This is a genomic window from Methylobacterium sp. Leaf102 (assembly GCF_001422425.1).
GTDB lineage: Bacteria > Pseudomonadota > Alphaproteobacteria > Rhizobiales > Beijerinckiaceae > Methylobacterium.
Map to the genome: position 1 here is coordinate 1 of NZ_LMMX01000008.1, position 15,773 is coordinate 15,773.

The following is a 15,773-nucleotide window of genomic DNA, read 5'->3' on the forward strand; positions in this document are numbered from 1 at the left end:
CACCGAAATTTCTTGACAATATTCCTATTTCGTGGTTCAGTCCGGGCACTCGCCTCCCACGCGGGAGGCCCCCCGGCGAACCGGGTCGGGGGGCTCGGGGGGAGGAGACGGCGCCCCGCGTCGATGGCCCGGTCTCGCCATCGCCCCGGGCCGCATCGGCGACGCAAGGTGTTCTGGACGGGGAGGAGCCGTGTTGAGGCGAGGAACCGGGACCCTGGAGCACACCGAGACAACGGACGGTCCGCCCACTACGAGGCGGGCTCGGGGCTTGACCCTGATCAGTCGGCTGCCGCACCGGCGTTYCCGTAAAGGGGCGTCGCGTCGCGCGGAGGTGGGCCGCTACTAGCCGAGTCGCCGAGGCCGAGAAGACGCCGTGACGAAACGGATCGGTCCCGAAAGGGGCCGGGCCGGGGGACGCCGGGAGACCGGCTAAACTTACAAAAACAGGGTCTCGTGCGCGCCGGGCAGTTGGCCCTGGAGGGCAGGGCTTGGCCCGGGAAGAGACGAAAAAGGCCCTACTCGGGCCGGTCGGCCCCGCACCGCACGAGCCCCGCCCGCATATGCGCGGGGGCCGGCGCCTCCACGACGATCGGCGGCTTCTTCGGATAGAGCGGCAGGGTGAGCGCCCGCGCATGAAGCTGCAGGCCCGGTCCGCCGCTGCGCGGGCCGGAGCCGTAGATCGGGTCCCCCACGATGGGAAAGCCGGACGCCGCGCAATGGACCCGCAGCTGGTGGGTCCGGCCGGTCACGGGGGTGAGGGCGAGCCACGCGAGGCCGTCCCCGCGCCCGAGCACCTGCCAATGGGTGAGCGAGGGATCGCCGGACGGGTCCGCCTTCATCCACCACGAGCGCGGATCGTCGGAGCGCCGCGCCAGGGGGAGATCGATGCGGCCGGTGTCCTGCGCGGGCCCCCCCTCGACCAGGGCCCAGTAGGTCTTGCCGACGCTGCCGCTCGCGGCGAACAGCTTGTTGAGGCGGGCCAGCGCCTTGGCGTGGCGGCCGAGAGCAAGGCAGCCCGACGTGTCGCGGTCGAGGCGATGGGCCGCCTCCGGGCGCCGGGGCAGGCCGAAGCGCAGGGCGTCGAGGTGGTCGGTGAGGGTTTCGCCGCCTTTCGGGCCGGGATGGACCGGCAGACCCGCCGGCTTGTCGATGACGAGGACGAGGGCATCGCGGTAGAGGAGGCGCGCACCTATGTCTGTTACGAGGGCATCGGCTGGGGGCATGGCCTTGGCGCTTACCATGCCGGGTCCGGGGAGCAAGCGGGAATGAGCGAAGACAAGAGGCCGGGCTGGCTGCTGCGCAAGATGTTCGGCACCAAGGAGGAGCCGCGCCCCGAGCCGGTGCCCGTGCAGCCCCCCGATCCGAAGCCGGTTCCGCCTCCCGTTCCCCGGCCGGTGGTCGCGCCTCCGGTGGCCGAGCCCGTCGCCCCCCCGCCCGAATCTCCGGCCTCGTTCTCCGAGGGCCAGCCGGATTTCGCCACCGCGGCGACGGACGTCTCTCATGTGCCGCCCCCTCCGAGCGAGCCCGCCGCGGGCACGCCCGGCAAGAACGCGGTCCCGGACGAGATCGAGGGCGCCGACCTCCAGCCCGTCGAGGGCACGCAAGAGCGCCCGCCCGCCGGCACCGCGGGCGACGATCCGGCGCGCGGCGCCGAGGCGGCCGACACCACGTCCCAAGCCTTCGCGCCGCATGGGGCACCGGACCCCGAACCGGAGGTCGCGACTCAGATCTTCCTGCCGGAGCCGGAGGCCGAGCCCGAGGGCGAGAAGCGTGGCTGGTGGAGCCGCCTGACGGGGGGCATGAAGCGCACCTCCTCGGCGCTGACCGAGCGCGTCACGGGCCTGTTCACGAAGCGCAAGCTCGACGCCGACACCCTGGAGGAGTTGGAGGACGCCCTGATCCAGGCCGACTTCGGCCTCGAGATGGCGACACGGATCTCGGAGGCCGTGGGCAAGGGCCGGTACGAGAAGGGCATTTCGCCCGATGCCGTGCGGGAGATCCTGGCCGCCGAGGTCGAGCGGGCGCTGACCCCCGTGGCGATCCCGTTCACCATCGACACCACGAAGAAGCCGTTCGTCATCCTGATGATCGGCGTCAACGGAGCCGGCAAGACCACCACCATCGGCAAGCTCGCCATGAAGCTGAGGGCGGACGGCCATTCGCTGATGCTGGCGGCCGGCGACACGTTCCGGGCGGCGGCCATCGAGCAGCTCAAGGTCTGGGGCCAGCGCACGGGCACGCCGGTCATCGCCCGGGCCCAGGGCGCGGACGCGGCGGGCCTCGCCTACGACGCCTACGAGGCGGCCAAGCAGCAGGGCACCGACGTGCTCCTCATCGACACGGCCGGCCGGCTCCAGAACAAGGCCGGGCTCATGGCCGAACTCGAGAAGATCCTGCGGGTGATCCGCAAGATCGACCCGGAGGCCCCCCACGCGGTGCTCCTCGTCCTCGATGCCACCGTCGGCCAGAACGCCCTGAGCCAGGTCGAGCTGTTCTCGAAGGCCGCTCAGGTCACCGGCCTCGTGATGACGAAGCTCGACGGCACGGCGCGGGGCGGCATCCTGGTGGCGCTCGCGGCGAAATTCAGTCTGCCGGTTCACTTCATCGGTGTCGGCGAGGGGGTCGAGGACCTCGAGCCGTTCGAGGCCCGCGACTTCGCCCGCGCCATCGCGGGATTGGACAAGGACTAGCGGCGCGTCCGCCAGGACCGGGCCCTCACCCCCAAAAGTCGCGACGCGCCGCGCGCGGCCCTCTATGACGGATGCCATGCAGATCGAAGCCGTTCCCCCGCACCGCCACCTGCCGCCGCTTCTGAAGCTCGCCCTCGAGCTCGGGCCGCTGGTGATCTTCTTCCTCGGCAACGCCTATGCCGAGCGGTTCGGGGTCCTCCCCGAGCAGAAGCTGTTCGTCGCCACCGGGGTGTTCATCGCCGCGACGGTGGTGGCGCTCGCCATCCACTTCGCCCTGGTGCGGCGCCTGCCCATCATGCCCCTGGTCTCGGGCGTGGTGGTGGTGGTGTTCGGCGGCCTGACCCTGGCCCTGCAGGACAAGACCTTCATCATGATGAAGCCCACCATCGTGAACACCCTGTTCGGGCTCGTGCTGCTCGGCGGCCTCGCCTTCGGCAAATCCCTGCTGTCCGTGGTGCTCGACAGCATGTTCGCCCTGACGGAGGAGGGCTGGCGCAAGCTCACCTTCCGCTGGGGCCTCTTCTTCCTCGTCCTTGCGGTGATCAACGAGGTGGTGTGGCGCACGCAGACGGAGGATTTCTGGGTGAGCTTCAAGGTGTTCGGCATCATGCCGCTCACGGTCGCGTTCGCCCTGGCGCAGACACCGCTCCTCCTTCGCCACGAGCGCAAGGATGCGGGCGCCGCCTGAGACGCGATGGGGTTCGAGGGGGCTTTGCCCGCCTCGAAGCCCTGTTCAGCCCAGGACGCGCTGGTACTCGGCCTCGGGGCCGCCGTAGGCGTCTCCCGCGATGGCGAGCATTTGCGACCGGTCGCAGATGCCGATGCCGCCACGCCGGGTCCTGACGGCACCCGCGTCGCTGAGATTGCGCAGGGCCGTGGTCACGCCGGCCCGGCGTACGCCGAGCATCAGCGACAGGAGTTCGTGCGTCAGCGGGAGATCCTCGCGATCCGTGCGGTCGTGGCACATGAGCAACCAGCGTGCGAGGCGCTGCTCAAGGGTGAAGCGGCTGTTGCACAAGCTGCCCTGCGCGAGCTGAATCGCGAAGACCTGCGCATAGCGCAACAGGCGATCGTGCAGGGGGCGGCATTCGGTCAGAGCCGCCCGGAACGCCCGCGCTTCGATGCAGAGCGCCCGGCATGGAATCTGGACGATGGTCTCGTGCGGCCAGCTGTCGAGACCATGCAGTAGGGGAAGTCCCGTCATTCCCTCGGGGCCGATGGCACCGACCTCCGCCTGCACGCCGGCGGGGGTGCGTGCCATCACGGAGATCATTCCGGGCTCGGGGAAACACACCTGGGCAATGGCTACGTCGGGGGTTTCCAGGACGATGCCGCTCTCGAACGAACGGCGCTCCAGATCCGGCTGGAGTCGCGCAAATTCATCGGGGGTCAACGCTCCCAACAGCCGGTTGCGTACTTCGAGTTGAACAATGCGCGACGTCAAGGCTCTGCCGATCCATAGGCACGATCAATTGCCACCTGATGCCTGCTGCCCGTCCTTATCAACGAACGATCCGCTTATAATACCCCCAAAAACCAGACCTGTGAACAGCTTATCTACGTATCAAAAAGTACGATCTCGTACATAAGGAAACTTTATATCGGAATCAAACTTTTTGAAAATCGCTAGAAGAGTTTATTTCTGCTTTATATTCTACCGTTTTCATCAAACAGTAGAAAAACACCCTTCCATAGATAACCCTGCTTATTCGCAGCCGAAGAGAATCTGCTTTGGCCGAAGTGACCCTGACCTTCCGACTATCGTAGAAGCAGTTCGCGCGAAGCACCGCGCAGAAACCCGCGCATCCGCTGGCGATGCGGGCCTCGGGACTCTCGAATGACGCCGAAGCCAGAGCCGAGGATGGGATCCATCGTGATCTCGGGGACCACCAAGCGTGGGACGCTCCCGACGCCGAAGTGCGGCCTCGACGCGACCGCTAAGGCACGGCCTCGGCCACGGCGCCTGCAGCGCGCATCTTGTCGACGACGTTCCGGTAGTTCTCCGGCGTGACGATCCCGACGAGCTTGTCGCGGATGATCCCGTCCGGCCCGACAATGAAGCTCTCGGGCACGCCGTAGACCCCGAAATCGATGGCGGTGCGGCCGGTGGAATCCATGCCGACCGCCCCGAACGGCACGCCGTTGCGGGCAAGGAAGCGACGGGCGTTCTCGGGGGCGTCCTTGTAGGCGATCCCCACGAGGTGGAGCCCGGGCTCGCGGGCGAGGCGCATGAGCTGCGGATGCTCGATCTGGCACGGCGCGCACCACGAGGCCCAGAAGTTGACGAGGGTCACCCGGCCCTTGAGCGCGGCGCTGGAGAGGCCGGGCAGGGGCACGCCGTTGGCGGTGGCGCCGGGGAGGGCGGCCAGATCGAAAGCTGGAGCGGGCCGGCCGATCAGCACGGAGGGGACGGCCGAGGGGTCCGCGCCCGAGCGCAGGCGCACGTAGAACAATCCCGCGAGCACCACGAAGGTGACGAGGGGCACGATGAGCAGAAGGGAGCGCCGGGCCGGCTCGGACCCGCTCATGCGCCTGCCCCCGAAGACCGGGCCGCGGGCGCAGTGGGCTCCTGCAGGGCCGCCAGGGCGCGGGTCTGGGCACGCCGGTCACGCACCGCGTGCCAGATCAGGCCGGCGATGACGAGGGCCGTGAAGGCGTAGGCCCCGAGGATGAAGCCCGCGTGGGGCCCGAGATCATGAGGTCCGAGATTCATGATCGTCACAGGCCCCGGATCGCCCCGAGGGGTACGCTGGTATCGAGCCGTTCGGCCTCGCGGATCGTCAGCGTCCGCACGCGGCGCCGCAGGATCTCCGTGCGCATGGCGGTGAGATGCAGGGTGATTCCCAACAGGGTGAAGGCGAGGATCATCTCGAGGAGCGGGTAGAGCATCGAGGGGTCGATGGACGAGCCCCCCATGCGCATGATCGAGGCCGGCTGGTGCAGGGTCGACCACCAGTTCACCGAGAACTTGATGATCGGCAGGTTCACGGCGCCCACGAGGGTCAGGATCGCGATGGCGCGGGCGGCCCGGCTCGGATCCTCGATGGTGCGCCACAGGGCGATGATGCCGCAATAGATCAGGAACAGCACCAGCATGGAGGTGAGACGCGCGTCCCAGACCCAGTAGGTGCCCCACATGGGCTTGCCCCAGAGCGAGCCGGTGACGAGGCAGATCAGGGTGAAGGCCGCACCGATGGGGGCAGCGGCGCGCTGGGCCACATCCGCCAGGGGATGACGCCAGACCAGGGTGCCGATGGCCGAGACCGCCATGGCGCCGTAGAAGAACACCCCGAGCCAGGCCGCCGGGACGTGGATGTACATGATCCGCACGGTCTCGCCCTGCTGGTAGTCGGGCGGAACGGTGAACCAGGTGAGATAGAGGCCGAACGCCAGGAGTATGCCCGAGAGCCCGGCGAGCCAGGGCATCAGCGGGGCTGTCCAGCGCAGGAAGTTGCCGGGATGGGCGAGGCGTGTCCACATGGTTCGCGATCTAGCCCAGGGTGCGGTGCAGCGGCAATGCGGGCGTTGCGCGCAAGGCTGCTTCGCACACAAGGGTGCCTGCGCGTGTGAAGGAGACCCTTAGACGCTTCCTGCCTGAAAGCCCGCCAAGGGCGCCGCGAGGCGGCACACCAGACCGGCGGGTTCGTAGTCGAGGCTGACGGTTCCGCCGACGGCCCCCACGAGACCACGCTCGATCAGCCGCGAACCGAACCCTTTTCGCGATGGTACCACCACCCGCGGGCCGCCGGACTCGCGCCAGGTCATCCGCACCGTGGGCTCCCCCGCCTCGAGGGCGACGTCCCACGCCACGGTCACCCGGCCGGCAGGGACCGACAGGGCGCCGTACTTCACCGCGTTGGTGGCCAGCTCATGCAGCGTCAGGGCGAGCGACAAGGCCGCCTTGGCACCGAGCTCGATGGCCGGGCCGGAGATGCGGAAACGGTCGGGCTGACGATCGTCGTGGATGGCCAGCGCACTCGCGAGGACCGCTTCGAAATCCGCTCCCTCGCTCTCTCCGGAGAGCAGGATGTCGTGGGCCTTGCCGAGGGCGATCAACCGCGCCGCCAGGGCCTCCTTGGCCGCCTCGACGTCGGTGACGTTGCGCAGGGTCTGCGACGCGATGGCCTGGACCACCGCGAGGGTGTTCTTGAGACGGTGGCTGAGTTCGCGGTTGAGGATGCGCTGCTGCTCGTCGGCCTCGATCCGGGTCAGGCCACCCCAGGCGCGCTCGGCGACCTCCCGGGCGAAGGCGATCTCCTCCGGCGTCCAGTCGTGGGGAACCGCGTCGAGGACGTAGAGGATGCCGACGAGGCGCCCGCGCTGGAGAATCGGCACCTTGACCACGGCCCGCATGCCGATGCGGGCATAGCCGGCAGCATCGTCGACGCGTTCGGGGGTCGCGGCGATGTCGGCCACTGCCAGGGCTTCGCCGCGCCGCAGGCGGGCGACGCTCGCCGCCACGGTCGCCAGGGTCTGCGCCCCGGCCTCGGCTCCGAGACCGGCGGCGATCCAGTCCGGCGCAACGGAGGAGAGGCCGCCGGCGGGATCGACGAGGGCGTAGCCGGCCCGGGCCACGCCCAGGGTCCGCCCAAGGCTCGCGGCCGTGGCCTCCACCACGGCCGCGTTGGTCTGCAGGTCACGCAGGCGGTCGCCCAGCGCGATGAGAGCCTCGCGCCGGGCATCGGCGCGCTTCTCCTCGGTGATGTCCTCGATCATCGCCGTGGCGTGGACGCTGTCGCCCAACGTCTGCGACACGAGGTTGACGCGAGCCCAGATGATGCGGCCGTCGAGGCGGCGGTAGCGCTTCTCGAGGCGCTCCTGCATGGTCTCGCCCTTGGCGAGACGGCGGTGCAGTTCGGCCCGCTCGGCATCGTCCTCCGGCGGCGTCCAGCGCGCCAGGGAATGGCCGAGGATCTCGGATTCCGGCGCGCCCCAGATCTCGCAGAGCTTGGCGTTCACGGCGAGCGCCCGGACGCTGCGGGGATCGAACTGGACGATGCCGATATTGGCGCCCTGGAACACCGCGCGGAATTGGGCGCCGGTGCGGTTGCGCTCGGTCACGTCGAGCATGGCGCCGATCATCCGCTGGGGCGTGCCGTCGGCGGCTCGGACCATGTAGCCGCGGTCGAACACTTCGGCGTAGGTGCCGTCGGCGCGCAGGAAGCGGTACTCGTGGCCCCACTCGTCGGCTCCGCCGGCGATCACTGCACCGATATCGGCCTCAACGGCGGCCCGGTCCTCCGGATGGACATGCGCGATCCACCACGCCCCGTCCGGCACGACGCGGTCGGGCGTCCAGCCGTAGGCGGTGGCCAGGGCCTCGTTCCACAGGACGGTGTCGGTGGTGAGGTCCCAATCCCAGATGGCATCGTTGGTGGCGCGTGCGACGAGGCGGTAGCGCTCCTCAGTTGCCCGAAGGGCGATCTCGGCTAGTTTGGCCGCGGTGACGTCGCGCACGGTGCCGACCATCCGAACCGGGCGGCCCTCGCTGACGATGAGCTGGCCCCGTGCCGCGATCCAGCGCGGGACGCCGCCATCCGCCGGGACGACACGGTATTCACTGTCGAACTGACCGGTCCCGGCCGGATCGAGGGCGGCCTGCAGGGCGGCATCGACCCGCTCGCGATCTTCCGGGTGCAGGCCTTGCAGGAAGGTCTCCGCATAGGTGACGGGCACGTCCGGGGCCACGCCGAACAGGCTGCGGGTGCGGGCGTCCCAGCGCAGGATCGTGGTGGCGAGGTCGTAGTCGAAGATGCCGATGCCCGTAGCTTCGACGGCCAGCCGCAGGAGCACGGCGCTCTCGGCCGGGTCCGCCACGTCGGGCGCCGCGCCGTCCGGGACCGGCGCCCTCGAGACAGACGTTTCGGCCACGGGCGTTTCGGCGGAGCCGGTCCGAGGTCCGGTCGCGCGCGGCACGGGAGGGGCGGCGTGGTTCGTCATCGGCGGGGTGGCGGCGTCCGGCTCGGATCGGGTGTTGTGGCGGGGATTCTATCCTGGGCGGGAAACCGCGGGATCTCAGGCCGTCTCCCGCTGGGCGTAGGGCCGCTCGGTGGGAACCGTTTCGTCGGGAGGCTCGACGCGGACGAGTCGGCCGAGACGATCGTAGCCCGCGCCGAGCACCGTCTCGTAATGATGCCGGACCACACCATGGCACTCGCAGGCCGCAGCCTCGACCTTGGCGCGGTCCCGGACCGTGATGCGGCCACGGCCGACCTCGATCAATCCTTGCTGCTGCAGGGTACGCAAGATCCGGGTCAGGTAGGTGCGCTGAACGCCGAGCATCGCCGCGAGCAGCTCCTGGGTGACCGGCAAAGTGTCGCTGGCGATCCGGTCCTGCAGCGTCATCAACCAACGCAGGCAGCGTGCCTCGATGGGATGCAGGGCGTTGCAGGCAACCGATTGCAGCACCTGGGCAAGGAGGCAATCCCCGTAACGGGCGAAGAGGTTGCGCAGGCTTTCCGAACGGCGCTTGGCTTCCTGGAAGCGCACCGCGTCCATGCGCAGGACCGGGCCGCCGATCTGGATCACGGCGTGCGTGGAGGCGGGAAGATAGCCCTGGCTGACTACACCGCCGACGGCGCCCTCGCGGCCGATGGTGGCGGTCTCGGCGCTGCGCCCATCCCGCATGGCGATGATCAGGGTCGCCACCGTCTGGCCACACGGAAAGGCGATGGTGGTCACCTCGGCGCCGGCTGCGAACAAGGTTTCCCCGCGCTGATGCACCGACCACTCGAGATGCGGCGCCAGCAAGGCGCGATCCTCGGTCCTCAGGGCCTTCAGAAGCAGATTGCCCTGGAAGAGTGGATCGGCGGCCGAAGGCATGGCGTGCGCTGCGTTCACGGTCTGTCTTCCCGCCACTAGCGCACGAAGCTCTGGCACGTCTGTCTAATAGTATACAGAAGCCGAACGATTTTGTCGTTTTGATGGGATGCGGCGGAACTTCTCATCACTTGGCAGCTGAAACTCGTCCGCATGAACGAATCGGTGATGCCGGACGCGTGCCGCAAGCTCCCCCATCGGAGTTCGGCAGAATCAGACAAATTCGATCAGGCTTGGGGTGAATTCGGTCAGGCTTGGCCGGCTTCGTCGCCTTCGCCGACGCAGTCGAGGGCGCGCTCCACTGCCGTCACGGCATCGAGGAGGTTCCGCACGGTGCTGTCGACTTCGCGCCGGGGGCGGTTCATGGCCGCCGCGCGGGCGCCCACGGCCTGGAGATGCTCGAGGACCGCGAAGAGGTCGTCGGCGACGGCCACCACGTCGTGCACCGCCGGAGCGGGCGGGGAGGGGCGGCGACGGAAGGAAATGACGTTACTCATGACCACGATGTTTCGCGTGGTTCGGGGCCGGGCGCCAGGAGGCCGGGGGGTGATTTCGTGCGATCGGAGGGGTTGTCCGGGTCTCAAAGCGCGGCGTGGTGAGCGCTTCCGTGGCGATGCCCCATCACTCTGCGACGTGGCGGCGACGGTTCGTTATCCTTTCCCGGTTTGCCCCGGCGGCGCTTGACGCGGGACGCCCGGCGGGCCCACCTCCGCCGATCCATCTTGCAGGACAGACCCCCAGGACAGCCCCGATGCGCCTTCTTCCTCTCGCCCTCTCCACCCTCGCAATGGCTGGCCTGTGCGCCTGCAACAGCGCCGAGGGCCCGAATTCCCGCAGTGGGATCGCCGAGACCTTCGACACCAGCAACTACCGTCGCTCGTCCGACACCAACGGAACCCAGACCCGCCGCGACGTGAACCGCCTCTACACCCAGCCCTCGCTGCCCTCGATCTCCAGCCGCGGCAACTGACCTCGAACCTCATGGATCCCGCTCCGGTCGGGTTCCATGAGGTCAGGGAACCCTCAGGCGTAGGTCGCCTCGGGCTCCTCGACGCCCTCGTCCGAATCGAGCCCGTCGTCGAAACGTCCGTCGCCCGGCGGGGCGACCGGCACCAGGAAGGCGGCATGCAGGTGTCCGTCGATCAGGCCATCGTGGTTCAGGTCCACGCGTGCCCAGTCCCCATTCGGGCCGTCGAACGATTGAACCGTCAGTTCGCTCCCAGGGCCGATCGTCCGCAGCCGATCGAAGGTCAGCCCCGGCCCCGCCCGCAGGCGTAGACCGTCCCGGGCCGCCACCATGAAGCGGCCCACGGTCCCGGCCAGCGGCAGGGCGTCCGCCAGCCTGCGGCCCGACGCCACCGGATTGGCCCAACCCTTTTGCGCGGCATTCTGAAGCCATATCGGTGCATTCGCGACGTGCCCGCCTGCGCCCCAAACCAACTCGGACCGATCCCGCGGGGATGTGCCGAATCCAATGTGAAGCGTCGTCTTGCCCATGTAGTCGACGCCCGCCCCGATCCCGTTGGCGCCGAGGGCCGCGGCGGCGGTGACGAAAGCCTCGACGATGGGCAGATCATCGGGATCGGTGAAATCGAGGGCGCGACTGCCGTCGACGAGGAGTTGTAGGTCGGCGGCTCGGCCGTGATCATGACGCGTCGAGCCGGTGCGCTTGCCACCGGACCCTTTGGGCGCCTGCCCCCCGGAGGTGACCCGCACCAGGGCGACGCCCGCCACATCGGCCGCCCGGCTGAGGAGCTGCTTCAGCTCCGCCGAAATGGCCCGACACCGAATCTGCATTCGAGTGTCCTCACGAACCGTCGCCATGATCCAAGCCTCCTGATTCCACGAGAAATGTCGCGAAATCCCGGCAATAAATCAACCTCAGGTTTACTTCAGTTCTTGGCGAGGGCGTCCGCGAAGGCGGTCATGCGGTTGCGGGCGTAGGTGGGCAGGCCGGCGCTGATGGAGGTGCCGGTGTTGAACGACGAGTTGCCCATGAGCACCTGGGCCGGCAGCAGGTTCTTGAGCACGGGCACGCGGGCGTATTCCTGCTTGCGGTCGAGGACATCGGCCTTGATGGCCAACGCCATATAGGTGGTGACCACGGTCTTTCCGGGATCGCCCGGCATCGGCTGGAACAAGGCGAGGAACTTGCCGAAGCGCAGGATCTGGTTGACCCAGAAGATCGTCTGTTCGAGCCCCCCCGTCACCGGCGCGTCGATCTTGGTGAGCCCGGCGAGCGGCGCGGTCTCGGCGGGGGGAAGGGTGCGCAGCTCGCTCTGAAACGAGACGAACTCGGCGACCTTCTTCGACGCCCCGTCCTCGAGCTTGTTGGCGAGCTTCACGCCCAGCGGCAGCTTGCCCTCGAGGTCGTAGCGCGATTCGATGCAGACGGTGCCGAGATCGCACCACGGCCGGTCGGGGCGCTTGGCGAAGGCGGCGGCCGGGTCCTTGGTCGGCGTCACGTCGGCGGGGTTCAGGATCTTGTGCTTGATGACCGGGTCCATCTTCGCCACGAAGCCGAGGGTGGCGTAGGAGGCGAGATCGATGGAGTCGGCGGGCCTCGGCACCACGAAGCGCCCCTGCGCCACGTAGACCTTGAGGGTCTCGTGCCGGCGTTTCGACACACCGTTGAGGGTCTGCAGATAATCGGGCTCGGCGTAGCCCGCGTAGGGCGCCAGCGCCGCCCGCTCGGCCGGCCGGACCCGGCCCCAGTCGAGGTAGGGCACGAGGCCGTTCTCGGGCTTGGCCGGGTCGTCGCGATGGTCCGTGAACAGGATGGTGCCGGGCTTGAGGCCGGAAAGACCCACCGCCTCGATGGACGGCACATCCTTCACCCGGTCGGAGGCTGCGGGCTGTTGTTTCATGCCCTCCTGCGCGTGCGCGGGGAGGGACAGGGCCAACAGGGCGGCGAGACGGAGAAACGCGGAAGGGTGCATCGGCACGTCGAAGCCTTTGGTCGTTCGGGATAGGGGAGGTGGGGGTTGCCGGCCCGCGCTCGGCGCAGGCCGACGCCCCCTGGTCCCTCTCCACGGGGGAGGGAGACCCGCTCGTCGCCGGTCGGGCGAAGCGGGTCGGAATGACGGGTCAGTAGCGCGGGTCGTCCCCGAACAGGTAGTCGGGATCGCGGCGGCGCGGACGGGCATAGACCTCCTCGTCGCCGAAGGGCGAGCGCTGGGTACCGGGCCAGACCGGGTCGGGGTCACGCTGCGCCCGGCGGCTCGGTGTCCGGCTCCGGGATTCGCCGAACGGGTCGAGGACATCGGGTTCCGCGCGCCGGCCCGGCAGGGAGCCGAAGAGGTCGCCGGCCACATCCGCCCCGTCCTCCGCTCCGCCGAGGTCGCCATCCTCCGCGTCGGGCCGCATGGCGGTCCGGGTCTCGCGCGGCAGGAGCTTGTACTGGGTGTCGGCCATGCGCCCGTTGGCGAGGCGGAAATGCTCGAGGAAGCCGCCGCCCGACACCTGTTCGCCGCTGCGGGCGTCGATGGGCAGGTCGGCCAGATACGGCCGGGCCTCGGCCGAGGGCGGCGCGAGGTTGGTGCGCGGCACGCCGTTGGCCCAGGCCGCCTGAAGGATCGACCCGGCGATGGGCACGGCGAGATGCCCACCGGTCTGGCCACGCCCGAGGGTTTTTCGCGTGCCGTCGGCGTTGTCGTAGCCGACCCAGACCACGATGGTGATCTCGTTGGTGAAGCCGGCGAACCACGCGTCGTTCTCGTTCTCCGAGGTGCCGGTCTTGCCGGCGATGGCGGACGAGAACCGGCTCAGCGCCGCGGCCGTGCCGTGCTGGGTCACGCCCTGGAGCATGGTCTTCAGCTGGTAGAACGCCACCCGGTCGGCCGAGGCGATGCGCACGGGCTCGCGGGGGCTGCGGGTGTAGAGAACCCTGCCGTCCCGCTCCACGGATTCGAGGGCGTAGGGGGCCGGGCGCGCGCCCTCGTTGGCGATGGCCGCGTAGAAGGCCGCGAGATCCACCATCCGCACGGGCTGGGAGCCGAGCACGAAGGGGTAGTAGCGCTCGCACTCGGCGTAGAGCTGGGCTTCGAGGGCGAGGTCGCAGACCTTCTGCAGGCTCGCCGGCGCCTTGTCGGCGATGCCGCCCTGCAGCAGGCGCGCGGTGACGAGGTTCTTCGAGAATTCGAGGCCGCGCCGCAGGGTCGTGGCCCCGGCTCCACCCCCGTCGTAGTTCTTCGGCGACCAGGAATCGCCCACCCCGCCGATGGGCGGGAGCGTCACGGCGGCATCCATCACCAGGGTGTTGGGCTGCAGGCCGGCATTGAGGGCGGCGAGATAGGTCACTGGCTTCAGGGTCGAGCCCGGCTGGCGCACGGTCTGGGTCACCCGGTTAAGCTGGCTCACGGGGTAGGAGAAGCCGCCCGCCATGGCGAGGATGCGCCCCGTGCGGTTCTCCAGCACCAGGGCGGCGCCCTGGACGCTCGGGCGCACCCGCAGGTCGGCGCGCGGGGTCTTGGCTGAGGGATCGCGCAGCTTCACCCGCACTACGTCGTAGGGGGCGAGCCGACCGCGCGCCGGACCGGGCTCCAGGCTGATCGTGCGCCCGTCGGCCAGACCCGCCTTCGCCGGACCGCCGCGGCCGGGATCGAGCACCACGGCCAGCGGCCAATGCACATCGTAGAGGACGGGCCGCGCGTTCTCCAGGGCGCGCTGCCAGGTGGGCTTGGGACCAGCCGGCTTCGGGGACGTCACCTTGGCGGCGGCCACAGCCGCGGCCCGTGCCGCCTTGCGCTCGGCCTTCGTGCCCGTGGGCACGGATTTGGAGGCCTCGGAGGGTTTGGTCTCGCCGCCGACGAGGAGCGGCACGGAGAGCGTCGAGCCCTCGGGGGCGGGGGCGGCCCCGTCGAGCTTGCGCACCGCCTCGGCGAGGTTGAGTTCCGGCCCCTCGTAGCGCTGGCGCCCGGTGGCGCGCTCGTAGCTGGCGAGTCCGTCCTGGAGGGCGGTCTCGGTGGCGGTCTGGAGGCCGGCGTTGAGGGTGGAGCGCACGGTGTGCGAAGCCGAAGTCAGGGAGTCGATCCCCGCGAAGGTCCGGGTCTCCCGGGTGAGGTGATCGACGAAGTAGAAACCGGAATCGCGCCGTGCCGCCTCCATGGAGGCGAGGCCGAGGGGCGCATTGGCGGCCTGGACGAGCTGGGCCTCGGTGATGACGCCCTCCTCTTTCATCCGGGCCAGCACGTAGGCGCGGCGCTCCCGGGCGCGATCGGGGTACTTGTCGGGATTGTAGAAGTTCGGCCCCTTGGGCATGCCGGCCAGAAGGGCGGCCTCCGGCACCGTGAGCTGGCCGACCGATTTGCCGAAATAGCTGCGCGCGGCCATCTCGATGCCGTAGGCGCCGCGCCCGAGATAGATGCCGTTGAGGTAGAGTTCGAGGATGCCGGCTTTCGGCAAGATGCGCTCGAGCCGGGATGCCACGATCATCTCGCGGATCTTGCGCTCGTAGGTGACGTCGTCGCCCACCGACAGGTTCTTCACCACCTGCTGGGTGATGGTCGAGCCGCCGGCCGGCCGGCCCGGGGAGGCGAGGTTGCCGATGAAGGCGCGGATCACCCCGCGCTCGTCGATGCCGTGGTGGGTCTCGAAGCGCTTGTCCTCCGCCGCCACGAAGGCCTTTTGCACCATCGCCGGCACCTCCGCGATGGGCACGCTGAGGCGCCGTCCGTTGGCCTCGAAGGCCTCGGCGTAGCGCTTACCCGCCCCGTCGAGGATGAGGCTGGCGCCCGGCAGCTTGCGCTCCTTCAGGGCCTCGGCCGAGGGCAGGTCGAGGACGGCCTTGTTGTAGAAGGCGATGACCTCGCCCGCATCGAAGGGGGAATCCTTGGGGTTCTCGCCCTTGCAGAACTGGCGGTAGCTGACGTTGAGCTCACCGATGTCGAGGCCGTGCAGGAGCTTCGGCGCGCTCGCGCCCGCGATGGCGGTCGGATCTTCCATCGCCGTGGAGATGAGCTCGTCGAGGTTGATGTCCTCGATGTCGAAGGCCTTGCGCATGTGGGCGCAGCCGTCGCGCAGGATCTGCACGACCTGCCCCTTGTCGGCCACCGGATCGAACTGGGTCTTCACCGCATCCGGCCGCGTCGTGACCTGACTCAGCGTCAGGGCCGTCGCAAACAGCTTGATCAGAATGATGTTCATGAAAGCCGAGCAGGGGATCTTCGGGGCGCGGCGGGTCGGCGCGCGACTGCGGCCAAGACTGCGCCGCACAACGCGGCTGATTTAAGGTGGCGCTTGGGCCGACCCGGCCTCCGGGAAATC

At 69.2% G+C, this 15,773-nt stretch carries 14 protein-coding genes; 3 read left to right on the forward strand and 11 right to left on the reverse strand.

What is annotated here, in order from left to right:
• Positions 1 to 515: 515 nt before the first annotated feature.
• Positions 516 to 1,241 carry an RluA family pseudouridine synthase gene (locus tag ASF27_RS07065; protein WP_244476603.1) on the reverse strand — a complete coding sequence of 242 codons (726 nt, stop codon included), beginning with the start codon at positions 1,239 to 1,241 and terminating at the stop codon, positions 516 to 518.
• Between the two features lie 24 nt (positions 1,242 to 1,265).
• On the opposite strand from ASF27_RS07065, the gene ftsY reads away from it, so the two are divergent.
• Positions 1,266 to 2,690 (forward strand): signal recognition particle-docking protein FtsY, encoded by a 1,425-nt coding sequence (ftsY, locus tag ASF27_RS07070; protein ID WP_056358844.1) that lies wholly within the window; start codon positions 1,266 to 1,268, stop codon positions 2,688 to 2,690.
• Positions 2,691 to 2,766: 76 nt separating this feature from the next.
• Positions 2,767 to 3,378 carry a septation protein A gene (locus tag ASF27_RS07075; protein WP_056169212.1) on the forward strand — a complete coding sequence of 204 codons (612 nt, stop codon included), beginning with the start codon at positions 2,767 to 2,769 and terminating at the stop codon, positions 3,376 to 3,378.
• Positions 3,379 to 3,423: 45 nt separating this feature from the next.
• Here the strand turns inward: ASF27_RS07075 and ASF27_RS07080 are convergent, their stop codons facing one another.
• From ASF27_RS07080 to ASF27_RS07110, 7 genes are all read right to left on the reverse strand, one after another.
• Positions 3,424 to 3,951 carry a Crp/Fnr family transcriptional regulator gene (locus ASF27_RS07080; RefSeq protein ID WP_244472947.1) on the reverse strand — a complete coding sequence of 176 codons (528 nt, stop codon included), beginning with the start codon at positions 3,949 to 3,951 and terminating at the stop codon, positions 3,424 to 3,426.
• 676 nt (positions 3,952 to 4,627) lie between these two features.
• Positions 4,628 to 5,218, reverse strand: coding sequence for a DsbE family thiol:disulfide interchange protein (locus tag ASF27_RS07085; RefSeq protein ID WP_056358847.1), 591 nt, complete (start codon positions 5,216 to 5,218; stop codon positions 4,628 to 4,630).
• Positions 5,215 to 5,403: a heme exporter protein CcmD gene (gene ccmD / locus ASF27_RS07090; protein ID WP_056358910.1), complete on the reverse strand. Its 189-nt coding sequence runs from the start codon at positions 5,401 to 5,403 to the stop codon at positions 5,215 to 5,217. The genes ASF27_RS07085 and ccmD overlap by 4 nt, the downstream gene beginning before the upstream one ends.
• A 5-nt stretch (positions 5,404 to 5,408) precedes the next feature.
• A complete protein-coding gene (locus ASF27_RS07095; protein ID WP_056169188.1) occupies positions 5,409 to 6,170 on the reverse strand; it encodes a heme ABC transporter permease in 762 nt (253 codons plus the stop codon).
• Positions 6,171 to 6,269: 99 nt separating this feature from the next.
• On the reverse strand, positions 6,270 to 8,561 hold the full coding sequence (locus tag ASF27_RS07100; protein WP_244480942.1) for a PAS domain-containing protein: 2,292 nt from the start codon (positions 8,559 to 8,561) through the stop codon (positions 6,270 to 6,272).
• Between the two features lie 144 nt (positions 8,562 to 8,705).
• Positions 8,706 to 9,512, reverse strand: a complete 807-nt coding sequence (locus ASF27_RS07105; protein WP_056169184.1) for a Crp/Fnr family transcriptional regulator — start codon at positions 9,510 to 9,512, stop codon at positions 8,706 to 8,708.
• Between the two features lie 245 nt (positions 9,513 to 9,757).
• Positions 9,758 to 10,006: a hypothetical protein gene (locus ASF27_RS07110; protein WP_082478859.1), complete on the reverse strand. Its 249-nt coding sequence runs from the start codon at positions 10,004 to 10,006 to the stop codon at positions 9,758 to 9,760.
• A 254-nt stretch (positions 10,007 to 10,260) separates the two neighbouring features.
• On the opposite strand from ASF27_RS07110, the gene ASF27_RS07115 reads away from it, so the two are divergent.
• Positions 10,261 to 10,479, forward strand: a complete 219-nt coding sequence (locus ASF27_RS07115; protein ID WP_056169178.1) for a hypothetical protein — start codon at positions 10,261 to 10,263, stop codon at positions 10,477 to 10,479.
• Positions 10,480 to 10,532: 53 nt separating this feature from the next.
• Here ASF27_RS07115 and ASF27_RS07120 read toward each other — a convergent pair whose 3' ends face one another.
• The 3 genes from ASF27_RS07120 to ASF27_RS07130 all read right to left on the reverse strand — a co-directional run bounded on the left by ASF27_RS07120 (position 10,533) and on the right by ASF27_RS07130 (position 15,653).
• On the reverse strand, positions 10,533 to 11,306 hold the full coding sequence (locus tag ASF27_RS07120; protein ID WP_244476601.1) for an SH3 domain-containing protein: 774 nt from the start codon (positions 11,304 to 11,306) through the stop codon (positions 10,533 to 10,535).
• A 95-nt stretch (positions 11,307 to 11,401) separates the two neighbouring features.
• A complete protein-coding gene (locus ASF27_RS07125) occupies positions 11,402 to 12,376 on the reverse strand; it encodes a hypothetical protein (protein ID WP_244480943.1) in 975 nt (324 codons plus the stop codon).
• A gap of 220 nt (positions 12,377 to 12,596) precedes the next feature.
• Positions 12,597 to 15,653 carry a transglycosylase domain-containing protein gene (locus tag ASF27_RS07130; RefSeq protein WP_056358854.1) on the reverse strand — a complete coding sequence of 1,019 codons (3,057 nt, stop codon included), beginning with the start codon at positions 15,651 to 15,653 and terminating at the stop codon, positions 12,597 to 12,599.
• Positions 15,654 to 15,773 lie beyond the last annotated feature (120 nt).

Coding starts and splice junctions, on each gene's coding strand:
- ASF27_RS07095 (WP_056169188.1), bottom strand. CDS start 6,170: ATGTGGACACGCCTCGCCCATCCCGGCAACTTCCTGCGCTGGACAGCC.
- ASF27_RS07120 (WP_244476601.1), bottom strand. CDS start 11,306: ATGCAGATTCGGTGTCGGGCCATTTCGGCGGAGCTGAAGCAGCTCCTC.
- ASF27_RS07125 (WP_244480943.1), bottom strand. CDS start 12,376: ATGAAACAACAGCCCGCAGCCTCCGACCGGGTGAAGGATGTGCCGTCC.
- ASF27_RS07115 (WP_056169178.1), top strand. CDS start 10,261: ATGCGCCTTCTTCCTCTCGCCCTCTCCACCCTCGCAATGGCTGGCCTG.
- ASF27_RS07105 (WP_056169184.1), bottom strand. CDS start 9,512: ATGCCTTCGGCCGCCGATCCACTCTTCCAGGGCAATCTGCTTCTGAAG.
- ASF27_RS07080 (WP_244472947.1), bottom strand. CDS start 3,951: ATGGCACGCACCCCCGCCGGCGTGCAGGCGGAGGTCGGTGCCATCGGC.
- ASF27_RS07085 (WP_056358847.1), bottom strand. CDS start 5,218: ATGAGCGGGTCCGAGCCGGCCCGGCGCTCCCTTCTGCTCATCGTGCCC.
- ASF27_RS07130 (WP_056358854.1), bottom strand. CDS start 15,653: ATGAACATCATTCTGATCAAGCTGTTTGCGACGGCCCTGACGCTGAGT.
- ASF27_RS07110 (WP_082478859.1), bottom strand. CDS start 10,006: ATGAGTAACGTCATTTCCTTCCGTCGCCGCCCCTCCCCGCCCGCTCCG.
- ASF27_RS07075 (WP_056169212.1), top strand. CDS start 2,767: ATGCAGATCGAAGCCGTTCCCCCGCACCGCCACCTGCCGCCGCTTCTG.
- ccmD (WP_056358910.1), bottom strand. CDS start 5,403: ATGAATCTCGGACCTCATGATCTCGGGCCCCACGCGGGCTTCATCCTC.
- ASF27_RS07065 (WP_244476603.1), bottom strand. CDS start 1,241: ATGGTAAGCGCCAAGGCCATGCCCCCAGCCGATGCCCTCGTAACAGAC.
- ftsY (WP_056358844.1), top strand. CDS start 1,266: ATGAGCGAAGACAAGAGGCCGGGCTGGCTGCTGCGCAAGATGTTCGGC.